This window comes from Cryobacterium sp. M23 (assembly GCF_002929655.1).
Classification (GTDB): Bacteria; Actinomycetota; Actinomycetes; order Actinomycetales; family Microbacteriaceae; genus Cryobacterium; species Cryobacterium sandaracinum.
The window spans coordinates 39,361-58,686 of record NZ_PJJV01000057.1 but is presented as its reverse complement, the minus strand read 5'-3'; the positions used below and the strand labels follow the sequence as shown (position 1 = coordinate 58,686).

16 protein-coding genes are annotated in these 19,326 nt (G+C 68.9%); 4 read left to right on the top strand and 12 right to left on the bottom strand.

Annotated elements, in window-relative coordinates; all coding sequences use genetic code 11:
• Window positions 1-528: 528 nt before the first annotated feature.
• The 6 genes from CXY82_RS04675 to CXY82_RS04655 all read right to left on the bottom strand — a co-directional run bounded on the left by CXY82_RS04675 (window position 529) and on the right by CXY82_RS04655 (window position 6,704).
• Window positions 529-1,545, bottom strand: a complete 1,017-nt coding sequence (locus CXY82_RS04675) for a VIT1/CCC1 transporter family protein (RefSeq protein ID WP_370443680.1) — start codon at window positions 1,543-1,545, stop codon at window positions 529-531.
• A gap of 86 nt (window positions 1,546-1,631) precedes the next feature.
• Window positions 1,632-1,946 (bottom strand): hypothetical protein, encoded by a 315-nt coding sequence (locus tag CXY82_RS16990; protein WP_146067705.1) that lies wholly within the window; start codon window positions 1,944-1,946, stop codon window positions 1,632-1,634.
• Entirely contained in the window at window positions 1,946-3,451 is a 1,506-nt protein-coding gene (gatB, locus tag CXY82_RS04670; protein WP_104169892.1) for an Asp-tRNA(Asn)/Glu-tRNA(Gln) amidotransferase subunit GatB, read from the bottom strand. Before gatB ends, CXY82_RS16990 begins: the two co-directional genes overlap by 1 nt.
• Complete coding sequence (gatA, locus tag CXY82_RS04665) at window positions 3,451-5,037, bottom strand: Asp-tRNA(Asn)/Glu-tRNA(Gln) amidotransferase subunit GatA (protein WP_104169891.1); 1,587 nt, start codon at window positions 5,035-5,037, stop codon at window positions 3,451-3,453. The genes gatB and gatA overlap by 1 nt, the downstream gene beginning before the upstream one ends.
• A gap of 3 nt (window positions 5,038-5,040) precedes the next feature.
• On the bottom strand, window positions 5,041-5,337 hold the full coding sequence (gene gatC, locus CXY82_RS04660; RefSeq protein ID WP_166784587.1) for an Asp-tRNA(Asn)/Glu-tRNA(Gln) amidotransferase subunit GatC: 297 nt from the start codon (window positions 5,335-5,337) through the stop codon (window positions 5,041-5,043).
• Window positions 5,338-5,375: 38 nt separating this feature from the next.
• Entirely contained in the window at window positions 5,376-6,704 is a 1,329-nt protein-coding gene (locus tag CXY82_RS04655) for an alpha/beta hydrolase (protein WP_146069052.1), read from the bottom strand.
• A gap of 298 nt (window positions 6,705-7,002) precedes the next feature.
• Between CXY82_RS04655 and CXY82_RS04650 the strand changes: the two genes are divergently transcribed.
• Window positions 7,003-7,548: a PadR family transcriptional regulator gene (locus CXY82_RS04650; protein ID WP_104169889.1), complete on the top strand. Its 546-nt coding sequence runs from the start codon at window positions 7,003-7,005 to the stop codon at window positions 7,546-7,548.
• Window positions 7,545-8,339 (top strand): alpha/beta fold hydrolase, encoded by a 795-nt coding sequence (locus CXY82_RS04645; RefSeq protein ID WP_104169888.1) that lies wholly within the window; start codon window positions 7,545-7,547, stop codon window positions 8,337-8,339. Before CXY82_RS04650 ends, CXY82_RS04645 begins: the two co-directional genes overlap by 4 nt.
• A 1-nt stretch (window position 8,340) precedes the next feature.
• Here CXY82_RS04645 and ligA read toward each other — a convergent pair whose 3' ends face one another.
• The 5 genes from ligA to CXY82_RS04620 all read right to left on the bottom strand — a co-directional run bounded on the left by ligA (window position 8,341) and on the right by CXY82_RS04620 (window position 13,871).
• Complete coding sequence (gene ligA, locus CXY82_RS04640; protein ID WP_104169887.1) at window positions 8,341-10,632, bottom strand: NAD-dependent DNA ligase LigA; 2,292 nt, start codon at window positions 10,630-10,632, stop codon at window positions 8,341-8,343.
• Window positions 10,625-11,776: a tRNA 2-thiouridine(34) synthase MnmA gene (mnmA, locus tag CXY82_RS04635; RefSeq protein ID WP_104169886.1), complete on the bottom strand. Its 1,152-nt coding sequence runs from the start codon at window positions 11,774-11,776 to the stop codon at window positions 10,625-10,627. Before mnmA ends, ligA begins: the two co-directional genes overlap by 8 nt.
• A gap of 163 nt (window positions 11,777-11,939) precedes the next feature.
• Window positions 11,940-12,179, bottom strand: coding sequence for a hypothetical protein (locus tag CXY82_RS04630; protein WP_104169885.1), 240 nt, complete (start codon window positions 12,177-12,179; stop codon window positions 11,940-11,942).
• Complete coding sequence (locus tag CXY82_RS04625) at window positions 12,179-12,511, bottom strand: winged helix-turn-helix domain-containing protein (RefSeq protein ID WP_233191536.1); 333 nt, start codon at window positions 12,509-12,511, stop codon at window positions 12,179-12,181. Before CXY82_RS04625 ends, CXY82_RS04630 begins: the two co-directional genes overlap by 1 nt.
• Window positions 12,512-12,686: 175 nt before the next feature.
• Window positions 12,687-13,871 carry a cysteine desulfurase family protein gene (locus tag CXY82_RS04620; protein WP_104169884.1) on the bottom strand — a complete coding sequence of 395 codons (1,185 nt, stop codon included), beginning with the start codon at window positions 13,869-13,871 and terminating at the stop codon, window positions 12,687-12,689.
• Between the two features lie 95 nt (window positions 13,872-13,966).
• On the opposite strand from CXY82_RS04620, the gene glgX reads away from it, so the two are divergent.
• Together glgX and ybaK are read left to right on the top strand one after the other, a co-directional pair.
• Window positions 13,967-16,009 carry a glycogen debranching protein GlgX gene (gene glgX / locus CXY82_RS04615; protein WP_104169883.1) on the top strand — a complete coding sequence of 681 codons (2,043 nt, stop codon included), beginning with the start codon at window positions 13,967-13,969 and terminating at the stop codon, window positions 16,007-16,009.
• Window positions 16,010-16,055: 46 nt separating this feature from the next.
• Window positions 16,056-16,550, top strand: a complete 495-nt coding sequence (ybaK, locus tag CXY82_RS04610; RefSeq protein ID WP_198411422.1) for a Cys-tRNA(Pro) deacylase — start codon at window positions 16,056-16,058, stop codon at window positions 16,548-16,550.
• Window positions 16,551-16,608: 58 nt separating this feature from the next.
• Here ybaK and glgP read toward each other — a convergent pair whose 3' ends face one another.
• Window positions 16,609-19,182, bottom strand: coding sequence for an alpha-glucan family phosphorylase (gene glgP, locus CXY82_RS04605; RefSeq protein WP_104169882.1), 2,574 nt, complete (start codon window positions 19,180-19,182; stop codon window positions 16,609-16,611).
• Window positions 19,183-19,326: the final 144 nt, after the last annotated feature.

The window sequence follows — 19,326 nt, the reverse complement described above, 5'->3', positions numbered from 1 at the left end:
TGTTTGTGTTTCTCGTGTTCCATTTGTCTATCCAATCCTGAATTCAGGAGGACTGTCCGGAAACACCGGGTCACCCCAGGCTCCCAAACCGGCGTTTCCCCAAAAATCTCCGTAATAACGTGAAGACGGATGCGGGTGGCGCGCCCCATGACGGATGCCCGAAGCAAACCCCGCAGCGAGCACCACTCCTCCTCCGCAATATGAGTTTGATCGGGTTATCCACAGGGCGCTGACGGTCGCCGACCTGGGGCATCGAATGTCAGTGGGTACCCGAAACGTCTCCCTCATGAAGCCCATTTATAGCGAGCAGTCCGAGACCCGGTGGAGCTCCGTGCCCCTGCCCGGCAGAACCCTGCAGTGGACCTCACCGACCGGGCGCACCCTCCTCAGCGAACCGGCCACGAACATCCGTGCACCGGAAAAAGGGCCGAATCGGAGCCGGCCGTGCGGCAGGCGCACACGAAGGAACCCCGGCGCCGTTCTGAGCGGAATTGCGGCCACCTCAAGCACGGCGACTCGGGAGCAGCGTTAGGCGATCGAGGTTCCGAAGATAAGACCCAGCAGATAGGTGACGCCGGCGGCACCGAAACCGATGATGAGCTGACGGATGGCGCGCCGCCAGGGCGGCCCGCCCGAGAGCAGCCCGACGATGGCGCCAGTGGCCAGCAGGGCGAGCCCCACGAGCACGGCTGCCGCGATGACCGCGGTGATCCCGTCGAGGCCGAACAGATACGGCAGCACCGGCAGGATCGCCCCGGAGGCGAAGAAGCAGAAGCTCGACGTGGCCGCTCCGATTCCCGTGCCGATGGCTTCGTGCTCGTCGACCGCCGGAGCCAGGCCGCCGGTCTTCTTGACGTCGACCGGGCCGGTCGCGATGGCCACCGTGCGCAGAACCTCGCGTGCATGGATCTCCGCTTTCTCCGGGGGCATCCCCTGCGCGCGATAGACCAGGGTCAGTTCGTTCGCAGCCAAATCGAGATGGGCCAGCACGTTCCGGGACGCCGGATTCGGCGTTGAGGCTTCGAGCAGCTCACGCTGGGACCGTACCGAGACATATTCGCCGGCACCCATCGAGAGTGCCCCGGCGAGGAGACCGGCGATACCGGTGAAGAGGATCGTGGCGGCGGGCACTCCGGTGGCGCCGATGCCCAGCACCAGGGCCAGGTTGCTGACGAGGCCGTCGTTGATCCCGAAGACCGCGGCTCTGAACGTGCCAGCCAGCCGCTGCCGGCCGCGAGCGGCCAGCCCACGCACGACCTCCTCGTGGATGCGCTCGTCGGCGGCCATGGTGTCTGTGGCGTCGGCATCGGCGTCATACGGGGAGCGGGCCTCGGCACGCTGGGCGAGGGCAAGCACGAACACCGATCCGAACCTGCGGGCCAGGAACCCCAGGAAACGGGTGCGGATCGCGCCCCGGCGCGGGGCTCCGACCTGGTCACCGAGAAGGTGCCGCCAGTGCTGTTCGTGGCGCCCCTCGGCGTCGGCCAGAGCCAGCAGGATCTCGCGCTCCTCGCCGCTACGGCGTCCGGCGAGGTCGCGGTACACCGTCGCTTCGGCCCGTTCGTCTGCCAGGTAGCGGCGCCAGCGACGGATGTCCCGCGCGGTCGCCGGGCGCTCCTGCTCCACGACGGTTACGCCTCGGGGGCGGCTTCGAGCGAGCTCTGCGCCACCCGAGCCGACGCGTGCGGGCCAGAACCGTCGAGACCGTAGAAGGGTTCGTCGAACTCCACGATCCATACGGTTTCCCGTCCGGAAACGGGGGCGTACAGGGCCGCGCCCTGGAGTTCTCCGGCCGCCACAATCACGCCGCTCGGGTCTTCGGCGTCGGCGTCCGGATACCGACCACGGTCCAAGCGCACCACGACCTGCGCTCCCACACCGAGGGCACCCGGCTGGGAACCGGGGTACCCGTCGGCGGCAGGTTGGCGCGTGTTTCGCAGGCCCATTACTCGGCCGATCCGGCACGCTCGAGCACGAGCTCACGCACGCGGGCGGCATCCGCTTGTCCGCGCATGGCCTTCATAACGGCGCCGATCACGGCTCCGGCCGCCTGAACCTTGCCGTCGCGGATCTTGGCCAGAACGTCGGGCTGGGCGGCCAGAGCCTCATCGATCGCCGCGATCAGCGCGCCATCGTCCGAGACGACCGCGAGACCGCGGGACTCGACGACCTCGAGCGGAGTGCCCTCGCCGCCGATGACGCCCTCGAGCACCTGCCGGGCCAGGCGGTCGGTGAGCGTTCCGGCCACGACGAGTTCGATCAGTGCGGCGACCTGCGCCGGCTGCACAAGCGAGTCGGCGGACACACCGGAGGCGTTCGCAAGGCGGGCAACCTCGCCGGTCCACCACTTGCGGGCGGCCTGGGCTGCGGCGCCGGCTGCGATGGTTGCCTCGACGGCGTCGAGGAGGTCGGAGTTGACGACATCCTGAAATTCGAGGTTGGCGAAGCCCCAGTCGGCCTGAAGCCGCTTGCGGCGGGCGGCCGGAGGCTCCGGCAGGGTGGCGCGGAGTTCTTCCACCCATTCCCGCGACGGGGCCACGGGAACGAGGTCGGGCTCCGGGAAGTACCGGTAGTCGTCGGCGTCGGACTTGGGCCGGCCGGCCGAGGTGATACCGGTGTCCTCATGCCAGTGCCGGGTCTCCTGAGTGATGGTTCCACCGGCGTGCAGCAGGGCCGCCTGACGCTGGATCTCGTACCGCACGGCCCGCTCGACCGAACGCAGCGAGTTCACGTTCTTGGTCTCGGTGCGCGTACCGAGCACGTTCGAGCCGCGCGGGCGCAGGGACACGTTCGCGTCGCAACGCACGTTGCCCTCTTCCATCCGGGCGTTGGAGACGCCGAGCGCTTTCACGATCTCGCGGATGGCGGCAACGTAGGTGCGGCCGATCTCGGGTGAGTCCGCCTCGCCGCCCTCGATCATCTGGGTGACGATCTCGACCAGCGGCACTCCGCCGCGGTTGTAGTCGACCAGCGAGTAGTCGGCACCCTGGATGCGACCGGTCGCCCCACCCACGTGGGTGAGCTTGCCGGCGTCGTCCTCCATGTGGGCGCGCTCGATGTCGACCGTGACCAGGCGTCCGCTTTCGAGTTCGATCGTGAGCTGACCGTTGAACGCGATCGGCTCGTCGTACTGCGAAGTCTGGAAGTTCTTCGCGGTGTCCGGATAGAAGTAGTTCTTGCGGGCGAACCGCGAGTACTCCGCGATCTCACAGCCGAGGGCGAGCCCTAAACGGATGCTCGATTCGATGGCCTTCGCGTTCACCTGCGGCAGCCCTCCGGGCAGACCCAGGCAGGTGGGGCAGGTGTTGGTGTTGGCACCCTGGCCGAATTCGTTCGCGCAGCCGCAGAACATCTTTGTTTTGGTGTTGAGCTCGACGTGCACCTCAAAGCCGAGCACCGGCTCGAACAGCTCCAGGGCCTTGTCGTAGTCCATCAGTTCGGCCTTCTTCATCAGACGGCTCCCTCTGTGCTCGTGAACGCTGTGCTTGTGGCTGTGCCTGTGGCTGTGCCGGCGAACATTTCTCTGAGCGCCAGTTCCGGCGCCCGGCTGAGGAGGGTGTGCCCCCAGGATGCTTCGAGCAGCGCCTCGACGGCGGCTCCGAAGCTGTAGAGACGGGCATCCATTTTCGCGGGCGCCATGATCTGAAGGCCGACCGGCAGGCCGTCCTCGGGCGCGAGTCCCATCGGCAGGCTCATGCCGGGGACCCCGGCAAGGTTGGCCGGGATCGTAGTGACGTCGTTGAGGTACATGGCCATCGGGTCGGCCATCTTCTCGCCGAACTTGAACGCGGTGGTCGGCGCACTCGGCGACACCAGCACGTCGACCTTCGAGAAGGCCGCGTCGAAGTCGCGCTGGATCAGCGTGCGCACCTTCTGCGCGCTGCCGTAGTAGGCGTCGTAGTAGCCGGCACTGAGGGCGTAGGTGCCGAGAATGATGCGGCGCTTGACCTCGGGGCCGAAGCCCGCGTCGCGCGTGGCCGCCATGACCCGTTCGCTGGTCAGCGGGCCGTCTTCCGGGTTGACCCGGATGCCGAAGCGCACCGAGTCGAAGCGCGCCAGGTTGCTCGACGCCTCCGCCGGGAGGATCAGATAGTAGGCAGCGATCGCATACTCGAAGCTGGGGGCGGAAATCTCGACGATCTCGGCGCCCGCCGCGGAAAGCAGCGTGAGGGTCTCGGTGAAGCGCTGCGCAACTCCGGCCTGGAATCCGTCGCCGCTCAGCTCCTTGATCACGCCGACCCGCACCCCCGTGAGCGCCCCGTCGGCGAGGCCGGCGCGTGCGGCGGCCGCCATCGAGGGCCAGGTGTCCGTGAGCGACGTCGAGTCGAGCGGGTCGTGCCCGCCGATCACGTCGTGCAGCAGGGCGGCGTCGAGCACCGTGCGGGTCACCGGGCCGACCTGATCGAGCGAGGATGCGAGAGCGATCGAGCCGTAGCGGGACACACCGCCGTAGGTGGGCTTGACGCCGACCGAGCCGGTGACGGCGGCCGGCTGGCGGATCGAGCCGCCGGTGTCGCTGCCGAGTGCCAGCGGCGCCTCGAAGGAGCTGACCGCGGCCGCGGAGCCACCGCCGGAGCCGCCGGGGATCCGGTCGAAGTCCCACGGGTTGTGCGTCGGGCCGTAGGCGGAGAATTCGGTCGACGAGCCCATCGCGAACTCGTCCATGTTGGTCTTGCCGAGCAGAATCAGCCCGGCGTCGCGCACGCGCCTGACCACGGTGGCGTCGTACGGGGCGATCCAGCCCTCGAGGATCTTGGAACCGGCGGTCGAGGGCATGTCGATGGTGGCGAGCACGTCCTTGATGGCGATCGGAACCCCGGCGAGCGGCCCGAGCACCTCCCCGGCGGCACGCCGGGCGTCGACGCGGGCTGCGGCGGCGAGCGCGGCCTCGCCGGCCACGTGGAGGAACGCGTGCACACCGGTGTCGACGGCCGCGATCTGGTCCAGGTGAGCCTGGGTCACCTCGACGGAGCTGATGGACCGTTCGACAAGCAGACCCGAGAGGTCGGCGGCGGACAGCTTGATCACATTGGTCATGGATTACTCCTCGTCCAGGATTGCGGGCACGCGGAACTTGTCGCCGTCCCGGTCGGGAGCCCCGGAGAGCGCCTGTTCGACCGTGAGCGAGGGAACCACCGTGTCGGCGCGGAAGACATTGGTCAGCGGCATCGGGTGGCTCGTCGCCGGCACATCCGGCGTGGCCACTTCGGCTACCTTTGCGACCGAGTCAACGATCTGACCGAGTTCAGTCGTGAGGCGGGCGATCTCCTCCGAGCTGAGGTCGATCCGGGCAAGGTTGGCCAAATGGGCAACCTGCTCGGCCGTGATTTCAGACATGTTGCTCCGTACGATCGTCGGGGGTGGATTCCCCAATTCTATTCGGAGCCGTCGGTGACAAGATCCGCGTTGCCGGTTCCGATCAACGCCATGTTGTGCAGGGACTCGCTTCCAACGTCGAAGTAAGCGTTGTGGCCGACCGATCCGTTCAGCCAGGAGCCGGTGATCCGATCGTTCCCGCCGGATACGCCGAGGGTGTTCGCGCCGTACGACTCCGCACCGGGATCGCTGCCGAAGAAAGCGCTGTTCACGGTCGGGTCCCAGTCGGCGCTGCCCACATAGACACTGCCCGGCGCGACGCTCAGGCTGTCGACGGACTGCACCTGGCTGCCCGGGGACCCCACCAGCACCAGGGCGTCCACCCCGAACGTGCCGCGGGCCAGCGCCGTGAGCGCCACGGTCGACCCGTACGAGTGCGCGAGCACCGAAACGAAGGGCCGACGCGTGCCTCCGTCGGCCGCGATGCCCAGAGCCGACTGCTCCAGGAAGTCGGCGCCGACCTCCGCGAGGCCCGTCCCGCCCACGGTGAACACAGTGGGGGCCTCGTAGCCGATCCAGGCGATCGTGGCGACGCCGGCGGCGCGGATGCTGCCGGTCAGGGCGTGCCCGGACGGCGCCCCCCCGCGCAGCACCGCGATCTGTTCCGTGTACACGGCGTCTGCGGTGTCGGCCCAGTTGACGATCTGCTGCTCGACGGTGTAGTTCATGCCGGGTACCAGATAGGTGACGAATGCGGCGGTGTCCGGGTTGCCGAGGGCGATCGCGGCACGCCCGCCGCCTGCGGGGTCGAGGAGGATCAAGGAACGGCGCGGGGCGCCGTCGGGGGTGCTCAGTGCCGCCTTGACCTGGGTCAGGACGGCGAGTTCTCGGTTGAGCAGCGTGCGCTCGCTGTCGTCGGTCGCGTCGGCCAGCCGCTGGGTGACGTCGGCCAGGCTCTGCGTGAGGTAGCGAGCGTTGGCCCTGCCCCGCTCCCGGAAGGGGACACCCTCCAGGTTGCCCACGAGCTTGGGTGCGGCAGCCAGCAGCGACGACCGCTCGGAGGCGCCGAGTTCCGTCCAGAGGCCGGCCACCGCGGAGGCTGCGGGCGGCGCCGTCAACAGGGCGTCGACCTGGCCGGGGGACTGCTCCACGAACGCGGCCATGTCGGCCACGGAGAGGGTGGACAGCCCGGCCAGCAGGTTGGCTCCGGTCAGTCCCCGCACGGATTCGACGGTGGCGACCGTGGCGGACCTCGGCACGGATGCGATCGGCTGCGCGGACACCCGCGGGTCGCCGGCGCCGGGCCCCCCGACCGAGGTACCGGTACGCGCCGACAGGTTCAGCCACAACGGTTCCGCCGCGGCGGGTTCGGCACCCCGGTTCGGCACCGGCTGACCCTGGACTGTGGTGCTGAGAGCGTGCGCGCCAGAGGACTCACTGACTCCATTGAGAGCCAGAGAGAGCGTTAGAACCGCCGCTTCTAACAGCAAACCTGGGCACGTCCCCTCACGAACACCGAGTAGCAAAACAACCCGGCCTCTAACAGACAAGCATTGCGACTCCAGACTACTGAAACGGATGGTGCGGCCGTGCCCCCACAGTGGGTCTGGGAGACCCCCGATCGAGGGTCAATCGCGCCAAAGTTTATACTTGCATAAACCTGTATAGGTGTGATCACATATAAACATGTCGTTGAAAATCGCCCTCCTCGGGATCCTGGACCTCGCACCGATGACGGGATACGACCTCAAAAAGAGCATCGAGGCATCCGTCGCCCATTTCTGGTCCGCCGACCAATCCCAGATCTACCGCACGCTGGCGGCACTGGTCGCCGACGGTCTCGCCGACGTCGAGGTCATTCCGCAGGAGAGACGCCCCGACCGGCGCGAGCACCACATCACCTCGGCCGGCCGGGCGGCCCTGGGCGACTGGCTGCGGGCGCCGCTGGAACCCGAAACCTCGCACGACGCGTTCCTGATGCGGCTGTTCTTCGTCGGCACCCTGGGAGTGCCGGCTACCCGGGCACTGCTGCGGGCGCGGCGCGGCCAGGCCACCACGATGCTGGCCGCACTGCGTTCCGTCGCCGAGCAGGAGCAGGCCCACCGCGAGCCCGACGATCGTGCCCCGGACGACCTCGGACGCAGGCTGCGCTTCGCAACGCTGCGGAACGGAATCCTCCACGCCGAGGCGGAACTCGCGTGGCTGGTCGAGACGAAGGAGGCCTTCGGATGAGCCGTCCCCGCCAGCGCCTAAAATTCCGCTATCCCCTGCAGCACGGCGTTGACACCACGGGGACCGACACGATCATGTTCCTGCACGGCGGCAGCGTCGCGTCGTGGTCCTGGAGACCGCAGGTGGAGGGAATGCCCGACCGGCATCTGCTCACCCCCGACCTGCCCGGTTTCGGCGACCGGGCCGGAGAAGACTGGCTTTCCCTCGGTCAGACCGCCGACGATGTGGCCGGCATCATCGCCGCGCACGCGCGCGGTGGCCGGGCCCATCTGGTGGGGCTGTCCCTGGGCGGTCTGGTGGCCACGCACGTCATGGCCCGGCACCCGGGACTGCTGCACTCGTGCCTGGTGTCCGGCGTGCCGCTCACCGGGGTGCACGGCACGGCCCGGTTCCTGAGCACGATGCAACTGCGGCTCTGGGACCGCCCCTGGTACTGGCGGGCCCAGGCGAAGGCTTTCGGCCTGCCCGCCGACGCGGTCGACCTGTTCGTGGAACACGGTCTGAGCCTCCGAACCGACAACGCCCGGCGCGTCTTCGCCGAGGTGAACCGCGGCGGCGTCCCGGAGAGGCTGCAGGACTACCGCGGCCCCCTGCTGGCGGTGGCGGGCGAACGGGAGTCCCGCCTCGTCCGGGACAGCTTTCCTGCGCTGCTCGCCCATCTGCCGCAGACTCGCGCCTGGACCGCACCCGGCATGCACCATGTCTGGAGCATCGAGGATGTGGACCTTTTCACCCGGATGGTGCTCGGTTGGGTCGACACGTCAGAGGTGCCGGGCGAGGAGAGCCGTTGAATCAAACCGGGTCAGTGTCGGCGTCGGCGTCGGCGTCGGCGTCGACCGTCGTCTCGGCCAGGGACTCCGGGCCGCTCGTGACCAGCAGGTGGAATTCTGCGGCGTCGAGGATCCGCAGGCCGAGCGCCTCCGCCTTGGCCAGCTTCGACCCCGCGCCCGGACCGGCGGCCACGAAGTCGGTATTCTTCGACACGCTCCCGGCAGATTTGCCCCCGGCGGAAATGATCGCCTCCTGCGCCTCTTCCCGGGTGTAGCCCTCGATCGAGCCGGTGGCCACCACCGTGAGCCCGGCCAGCACTCCCCCGGCCGCCGCAGCGGCTCCCGGACCGGGGTGTTCCGATATGCGGAACTGAACGCCGGCCACCGTCCACTGCTCCACGATGCCCTGGTGCCAGTCCACCTCGAACCACGCGATGATGGCGTCGGCGATGATGCCGCCCACCCCGTCGACCTCGGCGAGCTCCTCGCGGGACGCGGCCCGGATCAGCTCGAGAGAACCGAAGTGGCCGGCCAGGGCGCGCGCCGCCACCGGCCCGACGTGACGGATGTTGAGGGCCACCAGAAGCCGCCACAGCGGCTTGGTCTTCGCCAGCTCGATCTCGCGCAGGAGCTTCTGCGCACTCGACGACGGCTGCGGTCCCTCGACGCCCTGCTTCTTCTCGGCGGCCGTGGGGTTGCGCCGGAACGGCGTGCGCAGCCGCACGGAGCCGTCATCCTCTTCCTTGGCCAGCCCGGTCTCGGCGTCCCGCACGATGACCTCGATCGGCAGCAGGTCGTCGAGGGTGAGGTCGAACAGGCCGGCCTCGGTGGGCAGGGGCGGCTCCACCGGACGGGTGGGCTGGGTGAGAGCGGCGGCGGCCACCTCGCCGAGCACCTCGATGTCGAGGGCGCCGCGGGAGCCGATGTGCTCGACCCGGCCGCGCACCTGAGCCGGGCAGCTGCGCGCGTTCGGGCAGCGGAGGTCGATGTCGCCCTCCTTGGCCGGGGCGAGCGGCGTTCCGCACTCCGGGCAGTTCACCGGCATGACGAAGGCTCGCTCGGTGCCGTCGCGCAGCTCGACCACCGGGCCGAGCACCTCGGGGATGACGTCACCGGCCTTGCGCAGCACGACGATGTCGCCGATCAGGATGCCCTTGGCTTGGACCACGTCCTGGTTGTGCAGGGTGGCCTGGCGCACCTCGGAACCGGCGACCCGCACCTTCTTCATGACGGCGAACGGCGTGGCCCGGCCGGTCCGGCCGACGCTGACGACGATGTCGAGCAGCCTGGTGTTGACCTGCTCGGGCGGGTACTTGTAGGCGATCGCCCAGCGCGGCGCCCGGCTGGTGGCACCGAGTTCGGCGTGCAGGGCCAGCTCGTCGACCTTGATCACGATGCCGTCGATCTCGTGGTCGACGCTGGCGCGGTGCTCGCCGTAGTACGCGACGAAGTCCGCCGCGAGAGCCGCGGAGGGTTCTACCCGGTAGTAGCTGCTGGTAGGCAGACCCCAGTCCTGCAACAGCTCGTAGACCCCGGATTGGGACGCGACCGGCGGGGTGGCCCACGCGCCGATGCCGTGCACCAGCATCCGGAGCCGGCCGAGCCTGGCCCGCATCAGGCGCAGCGGTTCCGCGGCCTTACCCTCGGCCTTCTGGCGCAGGGAGCCGGCCGCCGCGTTGCGCGGATTCGCGAAGACGCGTTCGCCGGCGGCGACCTGCTGCGCGTTGAGCTCGAGGAATTCGGCGACTGGGAAGAACACCTCACCGCGCACCTCCATCAGGGCCGGATGCCCGGTGCCCCGCAGTTTTCTCGGAATGCCGGGCACCAAGGCGACGTTCTCACTGACGTCCTCGCCGACCACCCCGTCGCCGCGGGTGGCGGCGCCGACCAGCACCCCCTGCTCGTAGCGCAGGTTGATCGCGAGTCCGTCGATTTTGAGCTCGCAGAGGAAGTGCACGGGTCGCCCGGCGTCCCGTTCGACCTTCGCGGCCCAGAGGCCGAATTCGTCGAGCGAGAAGACGTTGTCGAGGCTGAGCATGCGTTCGGCATGCTGCACCGGATCGAACAGGCTGGTCTCGGCGCGGCCGCCCACGGTCTGGGTGGGGCTGTCCTGACTGGCCAGCTCGGGGAATTCCCGCTCGAGCTCGGCGAGGCGGTGCACCAACGCGTCGTACTCCGCGTCGGTGATGACGGCCTCGTTGCGGTCGTAGTACGCGTCCCGGGCTTCCAGGATGCGCTGGGTCAGGTCGGAGACCTCGGCCGCGGCGACGTGCAGGGGCGCGTCTGCCGCCGGGTCGGGCGCCGGGCTATGCATCGACGGCGACCGCACTGACGGCACTAACCGTGCGATCGATGGTGCACTGCCCGAGCACGCGGGTGCCGAGGTAGACGACGGCGGTCTGCCCGGGCGCGACGCCGGTGAGCGGCTCGGCCGGGATGATCACGAGCTCGGTGGTGGCGCCGCTCCCGCGGCTCGCGCTGGTCTCGGCGGACGAGCCGGCCTTGAGCGGAACGACCTGGGCCACGGCGGGAACCGGGTCGGCGTGGGCGCGGATCTGCACGTCGCAGTCGAAGGCGATCTCCGGGTGTGCGGGGGCCACGCCGCACCAGGTGAACTTCGTGCCGGCGATCTTCTTGATCGCGAGCGCCTCTTTCGGCCCGACGACGACGGTGTTGGAGATCGGGCGCACCTCGAGCACGAACCGGGGCTTGCCGTCGGCGGCCGGGGTGCCGATCTGCAGCCCCTTGCGCTGCCCGACGGTGAACGCGGCCGCCCCGTCGTGCGTGCCGAGGGTGTTGCCGTCCCGGTCGAGGATGTCCCCGGTCGCCGGCGGCACGCGCTCGGCCAGCCAGCCTCGGGTGTCGCCGTCGGGGATGAAGCAGATGTCGTAGGAGTCGGGCTTGTTCGCCACCGAGAAACCGCGCGCCGCGGCCTCCGCTCGCACCTCGGCCTTGGACGGCGTCGCGCCGAGCGGGAACATCGAGTGCGCCAGTTGGTCCTGGGTGAGCACGCCGAGCACATAGGACTGGTCCTTGGCCCAGGCGCTGGCGCGGTGCAGCTCGCGGTTGCCGTCGGCATCCGTCACGATCGTGGCGTAGTGACCGGTGGCGACGGCGTCGAAGCCCAGGTCGAGGGCCTTTTCGAGCAGGGCGGCGAACTTGATGCGCTCGTTGCAGCGCATGCAGGGGTTCGGGGTGCGGCCAGCGGCGTATTCGGCGATGAAGTCGTCGACCACGTCGAGCTTGAACCGCTCGGAGAAGTCCCAGACGTAGTACGGGATGCCGATGATGTTGGCCGCCCGCTGGGCATCCATCGAGTCCTCGACCGTGCAGCAGCCGCGGCTGCCGGTGCGCAGGGTTCCGGGCATCCGACTGAGGGCCAGGTGCACCCCGACCACCTCGTGTCCCGCCTCGACCATGCGGGCTGCGGCGACGGCGGAGTCCACCCCACCGCTCATTGCTGCCAAAACCTTCACTTGACGAGTGTAATCGGGTGAGCGCCCCCGCGCAGCCCTCGCGCAGCGGCGCAGCTCCCGTGCAACGAAACGATGGGCCGGGACGAGCGACGACAGACGCCCGCGGCACCAGCCTCGGGCCAGGGCCAGTGTCAGGGGATATCGGTCAGGGGATATCGGTCAGGGTTCGCTCGATCGAGGCGAGGCGAAGCTCCAGCAGGGCGAGCCGGTCGAGCACGGCCTGGTTGCTCGCGGTGCTCTGCTCGACGAGGCCGCGCAGGTCCGCCGCTCCGGCGAACTCCGCCTGCTTCTCGCGCGACCGCAGCACGGCCGCCACGATGCTCGATGTGACGCCGGCGATGATGCCGACAATGGCGATCCAGGCGAACCAGGGAATGTTGTCCATCAGTGTGTGCTTTCTGTGTCGGCTGCGACCGCCGCAACGATGCGTGCGACGTTGGTGGTGACCTCGAACGAAACGACCTCGAAAAATTTCAGGGCCTTGCCGTCGTCGGAGAGTTCGAGGTGCCCGGTCACGTAACCGGCCGATTCGAGTCGTTGCAGGTGCATGTACAGCAGGGCCCGGGACATCCCCAGCCGGCGGGCGAGCTCACTCACATGGAGGGACTCCTCCGCCAGCAGGGCGATGATGCGGAAACGGTGCGGGTTGGCGAGGGCGGACAGCCGGGCGATCTCCTCGTCGAGCGTCATCGTGCCCACGCTCCCCTCGACATCCATCCACCTGCAATAAATACCTTACACGTGTAGGCCCAAGTCGTCCAGCACCGCCACGTCAGCCGCGCGGCAGCTGCGCCGCTGCGCTCGTGGCGTGCCAGGCGCGCAGCGGCGCAGCACCCGCGCCGCGGGTGAGAAGCGACGACGTGCAGCAGAGCACGGATTGCCGCGGCGCGGCTCAGCGGCCCGGCATCCGGTCGGCCAGGCCGGCCCGGGCCGCCCGGGCGTGGGCGGCCGGGAGGGCGGCGAGCAGAGCGTCGACGTCGGCCTCGGTGTTGGTGCGGCCGAGGGTGATCCGCAGGGCGCCGCGCGCCTCCACTTCGCTGCGGCCCATGGCGCGCAGCACGTGGGAGGGCTCGGCCACGCCCGCCTGGCAGGCAGACCCCGTGGACACCGAGATGCCCGCCACGTCGAGCAGGAACAGGAGCGAGTCACCCTCGCAGCCCGGAAAGCTGAAATGCGCGGTGCCCGGCAGATGGTTTTGCGGGTCCGGGTCGCCGTTCACCACAACGGAGGGTACGGCCGAAGAGACGCCGACGACGAGTCGCTCGCGCAGCGCGGAGATCCGCGCGTTCTCCGCCGGAAGGTCGTGCAGGGCGTTTGCCGCGACCGCGAACGCCACGGCCGCCGCGACGTCCTGGGTGCCGCTGCGTACCTGACGCTGCTGCCCGCCGCCGTGCAGCAGCGGCTCGACCGTGGCCCGGCGCGAGAGGGCGAGCGCCCCGATCCCCACCGGGCCGCCGATCTTGTGTGCCGAGACACTGAGCGCGGCCACGCCGGCCTGGCTGAGGGCGTGGAAATCGATCGGAACGTGGCCGTACGCCGCCACCGCGTCGACGTGCACCGGGATGCCGTGCGCCGCGGCGAGCGCGGCCACCTCGGCGACCGGCTGCAGGGTTCCGACCTCGTTGTTGGCGCTGAGACAGGTGATCAGGGCGATGTCGTCGGGGTTCGCGGCGATGGATTGGGCAACCGCTGCCAGGTCGATCCGGCCGACGGCGTCCAGCGGCAGCCACTCGACCACGGCTCCCTCGTGCCGATCGAGCCACTCGACCGTGTCCATGGTGGCGTGGTGCTCGCCTCCGGGAACGAGGATGCGGGTGCGCGGCTGCCTGGCCCAGAACAGCCCCTTGATGCCGAGGTTGATCGCCTCGGTGCCGCCGCCGGTGAAGACTACCTCGATCGGGTCGCAGCCGAGGCTGGCGGCGACCTGCTCGCGGGCCTCCTCGAGCATCCGTTTTGCGTTCTGACCCTGGCTGTGAACGGATGCGGGATTGCCCACCACCCCCATCGCCCGAACGTAGGCGTCAATGGCTTCGGGCAGCATGGGGGTGGTTGCCGCATGGTCCAGATAGATCGCCATCTCGCTCCTTTCGCGCTCGCTCGAGTTTCGCCAGGTCCCACCGGCGGGTCTCCTGGTGGTAAAACACGGCTTCTGTACTCATTACTCTAGAACGCATGACCCCGCCTGATCCCCTGCGCAGCCTCGGCGTGCGCGTCACGACCCACGGCGGCGAACTCCGCGTGTGGTCGGAGACCGCCGACGCCATCGACCTGTGCATCTTCGACGCCACCGACCCCCACTGGATCATCAAGACCGTGCCCATGGTCAAGGATGAGCACGGCGTCTGGTCCGGACACTCCCGAACCCTCTCCCCCGGACGCCGCTACGGCATCCGCGTCTCTGGTCCCACCGCCCCCCGCAACTCCTTCCACCCCGAGAAGACACTGATCGAACCCTATTCCCGGGGACTCGTGCGGGTCGGCCCCGACCAGTGGCAGTCTTCCGTAGTCGACGGCGATTTCGACTGGGCCGGTTCGGTCAAACCGAGGATCGCCCTGGACCACACCGTGGTCTACGAGGCCCACGTTCGCGGCCTCACCAACCTCAGCCCCTCGGTGCCGGCGAACCTCCGCGGCACCTATGCGGGCCTTGCCCACGAGTCGACCATCGGCTACCTGAAGAACCTCGGCGTCACCAGCGTCGAACTGCTGCCGGTGCAGGCGTTCGTGTCCGAGCAGCGCCTGATCAAGCAGGGTCTGAGCAATTATTGGGGTTACAACACCTTCAACTTCTTTTCACCGCACGCCGACTACGCCACCCAGAAGTCCCAGGCCGCCGGTCCCGAAGCGGTGCTCCGGGAATTCAAGGGCATGGTCAAGCTCCTGCACGAGGCCGGCCTCGAGGTCATCCTCGACGTGGTCTACAACCACACCGCCGAGGAGGGCCCGAACGGCCCCGTCAGCAGCCTCCGCGGCATCGACAATGCCGCCTACTACCGGCAGAACAGCGCCGGCGGATACATCGACGTCACGGGTTGCGGCAACACCCTGAACGTCTCCCACGACGTTCCCCGCCGACTCGTGCTCGACTCGCTGCGCTACTGGGCGAACGAGGTGCAGATCGACGGTTTCCGCTTCGACCTGTCGGCCACGCTCGCCCGGGACGAGAACGTCGACTTCCAGGCGGACAGCCCGCTGCTCGCCTCGATCACGGCCGACCCGGAACTCTCGACGGTCAAGCTGATCGCCGAGCCCTGGGACATCGGGATGGGCGGCTGGCAGACCGGCAATTTCCCGGACGGCTGGACCGAGTGGAACGACCGCTACCGCGACCGCATGCGTTCGTTCTGGCTGACCGACCTGGCGGCCGCCCGCGACGGGCACGCCGGGAGCGGGATCGGGCGCTTTGCGACCCGCCTCGCAGGTTCCGCGAACACCTTCTCCCGGGAGCGCGGCCCGCTCGCCTCGCTCAACTTCATCACGGCCCACGACGGTTTCACGATGGCCGATTTGACCTCGTACAACGTCAAGCACAACGTCGGCAACGGGGAGTCGAACCGCGACGGCACCGACTCCAACAACTCGTTCAATCACGGCGCGGAGGGTCCGACCCGGGACCGGGACATCCTGACCGCCCGGCGCAAGGCCATGCGCAACCTGCTCGCGACCCTGCTGCTGTCGGCCGGCGTGCCGATGATCACCGCGGGCGACGAATTCGGTCGCAGCCAGCGCGGCAACAACAACGCCTACTGCCACGACAGTGAGCTCACCTGGTTGAACTGGGACCTCGACGACTGGCAGGAGGACCTGCACCGGGTGACCCGGCGCCTGCTCCAGCTGCGCCGCGAAAACCCGGCGCTGCGCCCGGTACGGTTCGGACGCCCCGGTGAGACGACCCTCAGCGCCAGCGAAATGAACTGGTACAACGCGGAGGGCCGGTCCATGTCCGAGGACGACTGGCACTCGTCCGATGAGCGCACTCTGCAGTACCTGGCGGCGAGCACCCCGGAGCACGAGGATTTCAACCGTATCCTGCTGATCGTGCAGGGCCGTGAGGAGGAGGTGACGGTGACGCTGCCCCTGCACACGGGCGTCACCTCGTACTCGCTGCTCTGGGATTCCAGCCACGACGACCTGAGCGACGCCGTCATCGAGCACGCCCCCGGCGACCAGTTCCTCGTTCCGGCCGCCTCGATGCAGCTGCTCCGGGCGCACTGAGCGTGGGCAACCGGACCATGGGCAACCGGACCGGGGGCCGCTGACCGTGGCCAAACGGGTGGAGGGAAGCGCCGGTACTCCGGCGACGGTGGCGCTGGTGCGCGCCGGCATCCCGTTCACCCCGCACGCCTACCCGCACGAGGCGTCGTCGACGAGTTTCGGCCTGGAAGCGGCGGAGAAACTCGACGTCGCCGCCGGCCGGGTGTTCAAGACCCTGCTGACGGATGTCGACGGCCGGCTGGTCGTCGGCGTCGTGCCGGTCACCGGCCAGCTCGACCTCAAGGCTTTGGCCACCGCCGTGGGTGCAAAGAGGGCCGTGATGGCAGACCCGTCGCTCGCCGAGCGCAAGACCGGCTACGTGGTGGGCGGTATCAGCCCGATCGGCCAGAAGAGCCGGCTCACGACCGTGGTCGACGAGAGCGCCCTGACGTTTGACACCGTCTTCGTCTCCGGCGGGCGCCGCGGCTTCGACATCGAGCTGACGCCGGCCGATCTGGCCCGGGCCGCCTCCGCGGTCTTCGCGGCGATCGCGCGCCCGTAACCGCACGAAAAAACACCTCCGTCGGAACGAAGGTGCTTTTTCGTGAGGCCGGTCAGCGCTAGCCGGCGACGGCGATCAGACCCATCTCGGCGGGGCTCACCAGAAGCTCGTTGTGCGGCACGACCCGCACCGTGTAGCCGAATGCGCCACCACGGTCGAGTTCTATCGTGCCGGTGAAGAGCGTCGGCGTACTGGCATCCGTCGCACCGGTCCCCAACGGTTCCGTATTGAGCGGCAGGGTGCTGACGTCACTCAGGTCGTCATTGGTGAGGCTCTTGCCGTAGACGACCTCGACGGTGACGTCCTCGGGCGCAAGACCGTTCAGCTGCACGTGTGCGCGGAGGTGCAGTTCGTCGCCGACCTGCGGCACCGGGGCGACGCCGCCGGATTCGACGTGGGTCACGGCGACGCCGGGCCAGGCCGAGACGATCCGCCCCTTCCAGGCGGCCAATTCCCGGGCGGCCCGGTAGTTGTTCTCGGACAGGCGGGCCTCGGCCGTGCCGGCAGGCCGGTACAGCTCCTGCACGTACTGGCGCACCATCCGACCGGCGTTGAGTTCCGGTGAGAGCTTCGCGAGCGTCTGCCGAATCGAGGAGACCCAGCGTTCGGGCACTCCGTCGGCGTTGCGGTCGTAGAACTTCGGTGCGACCTGGTGCTCGATCAGCTCGTACAGCGCGTCCGCCTCGAGCCGGTCACGTTCGGCCGCGTCACCGGCGGCGTCTGCGGTGGGGATCGCCCAACCGTTGTTGCCGTCGTAGTATTCCGGCCACCAGCCGTCGAGGATCGACAGGTTGAGGGCGCCGTTGAGGGCCGCCTTCATGCCGGACGTGCCGCACGCCTCGAGCGGGCGCAGCGGATTGTTGAGCCAGACATCCGTGCCTGGGTACATCAGCTGGGCCATACCGATGTTGTAGTCGGGCAGGAACGCGATCTTGGTGCGCAGCGCCGGGTCGGCCGCGAACTGCACGATCCTCTGGATCAGGCGCTTGCCCTCCTCGTCGGCCGGATGCGATTTGCCTGCGATTACGATTTGGATCGGGTGTTCGGAGTGCAGCAGCAGCGCGCGCAACCGCTCGGGGTCGTGCAGCATCAGGGTCAGACGTTTGTAGGTCGGCACGCGGCGGGCGAACCCGATCGTGAGAACGTTCGGGTCGAAGACCCGCCCGATCCAGGACGGCACGATGCCGCCCGGGTTCTGGCCCTCCCAGGCCGCGGCGATCCGTCGGCGGGCGTCCTCGACGAACTGCAGGCGCATCTGGCCGCGCACCTGCCACAGATCCGTGTCGGACACGGCGGGCGACGCCCAATCGGCGTCGGACGTGTCGCTGGTGCCCAGACGGCTCTGCGCGAGCGCGAGAAGGGCCGGGTCGGTCCAGGTGGGGGCGTGCACACCGTTCGTGATCGAGGCGATCGGCACGTCGTCGGCGTCGAAACCTGGCCATAGACCCTTGAACATCACCCGGCTGACCTCGCCGTGCAGCTTCGAAACGCCGTTGGCGCGCTGCCCCAGTCGCAGGCCCATCAGGGCCATGTTGAAGACGTCCGGATTGCCATCCTGAAAGTTCTCCGCGCCGAGGGCGAGGAGGTCGTCGACGGCGACGCCCGGAAGCAGGTCGGTCTCGAAGTAGCGCCGCACCAGGCTGCGCTCGAACCGGTCGATGCCGGCGGCGACCGGCGTGTGGGTCGTGAACACCGTTCCGGCCCGGGCCACCTGCAGCGCCTCCGAAAAACTGAGCCCCTCGCCGATCAGGCTGGAGATGCGCTCGAGGCCGAGGAAACCGGCGTGACCCTCGTTGGTGTGGAACACCTCAGGGTCGGCCTGGCCGTTGAGGCTGCTCCACTTCTTCACGGCGCGCGCGCCGCCGATGCCGAGCAGCAGCTCCTGCAGCAGACGGTGTTCGCCGCCGCCGCCGTACAGGCGGTCGGTGACCAGTCGCAGGTCGTCGGTGTTCTCGGGGATGTCGGTGTCGAGCATCAAGAGCCGGATGCGACCGACCATCGCCTGCCAGACCCGCGCGTGCAGGGTCCGGTCGTCGGGAAGTGCGAGGGAGACCTGCACGGGCGAGCCGTCGGCCCGGCGCAGCACCGACAGCGGCAGGCCGTCGGGGTCGAGCAGCGGGTAGCTCTCCAGCTGCCAGCCGTCGGGTGAGATGGCCTGGCTGAAGTACCCGGCACGGTAGAACAGGCCAACACCGACCAGCGGCACGCCAAGGTCCGAGGCGCTCTTCAGGTGGTCGCCGGCGAGGATGCCGAGGCCGCCCGAGTACTGCGGCAACGCGGCGGCGATGCCGAACTCCGGGGAGAAATAGGCGATGGATGCCGGCTTGTCGCCCTCGAGCCCCTGGTACCAGCGGGGCTTCTCGAGGTACTCGCGCAGTTCGTCGCGGGTGGCGTTCGCCCACGCTACGTAGTCGTTGTCCTGGGCGAGGGCTTCGAGGCGGGCCGTGTCGACGGCCCCCAGCAACGCGACCGGGTCGGTACCGCTCTCACGCCACAATTCGGGGGCGATGTGCTCGAACAACTGGCGGGTCGGCTCATGCCAGGACCAGCGCAGGTTGCCGGCAAGCTCGTCGAGCGCGGCGAGCGACTCGGGCAGCACGGTTCGGACGGTAAATTTGCGGATCGCTTTCACATCCTCAGCCTAGGCGCGTGGCGTGTCCGGCGGGTGAATAGAGGCAGCATTACACCCCCAATCCGCGCTACGGTCAGTAGGTGGCTAAGACAGTAAAACGCACAGGCGCGGCTCCTGAAATCCTCGGCGCGGTTCAGGAAGTCC

Excerpts from the sequence above, each read along its gene's own strand:
- glgX (WP_104169883.1), top strand. The coding sequence starts at position 13,967 with ATGACCCCGCCTGATCCCCTGCGCAGCCTCGGCGTGCGCGTCACGACC.
- ligA (WP_104169887.1), bottom strand. The coding sequence starts at position 10,632 with ATGCATAGCCCGGCGCCCGACCCGGCGGCAGACGCGCCCCTGCACGTC.
- gatC (WP_166784587.1), bottom strand. The coding sequence starts at position 5,337 with ATGTCTGAAATCACGGCCGAGCAGGTTGCCCATTTGGCCAACCTTGCC.
- CXY82_RS04630 (WP_104169885.1), bottom strand. The coding sequence starts at position 12,179 with ATGGACAACATTCCCTGGTTCGCCTGGATCGCCATTGTCGGCATCATC.
- CXY82_RS04620 (WP_104169884.1), bottom strand. The coding sequence starts at position 13,871 with ATGGCGATCTATCTGGACCATGCGGCAACCACCCCCATGCTGCCCGAA.
- CXY82_RS16990 (WP_146067705.1), bottom strand. The coding sequence starts at position 1,946 with ATGGGCCTGCGAAACACGCGCCAACCTGCCGCCGACGGGTACCCCGGT.
- mnmA (WP_104169886.1), bottom strand. The coding sequence starts at position 11,776 with ATGAGCGGTGGGGTGGACTCCGCCGTCGCCGCAGCCCGCATGGTCGAG.
- CXY82_RS04625 (WP_233191536.1), bottom strand. The coding sequence starts at position 12,511 with ATGGATGTCGAGGGGAGCGTGGGCACGATGACGCTCGACGAGGAGATC.
- gatA (WP_104169891.1), bottom strand. The coding sequence starts at position 5,037 with ATGACCAATGTGATCAAGCTGTCCGCCGCCGACCTCTCGGGTCTGCTT.
- gatB (WP_104169892.1), bottom strand. The coding sequence starts at position 3,451 with ATGAAGAAGGCCGAACTGATGGACTACGACAAGGCCCTGGAGCTGTTC.
- CXY82_RS04650 (WP_104169889.1), top strand. The coding sequence starts at position 7,003 with ATGTCGTTGAAAATCGCCCTCCTCGGGATCCTGGACCTCGCACCGATG.
- CXY82_RS04645 (WP_104169888.1), top strand. The coding sequence starts at position 7,545 with ATGAGCCGTCCCCGCCAGCGCCTAAAATTCCGCTATCCCCTGCAGCAC.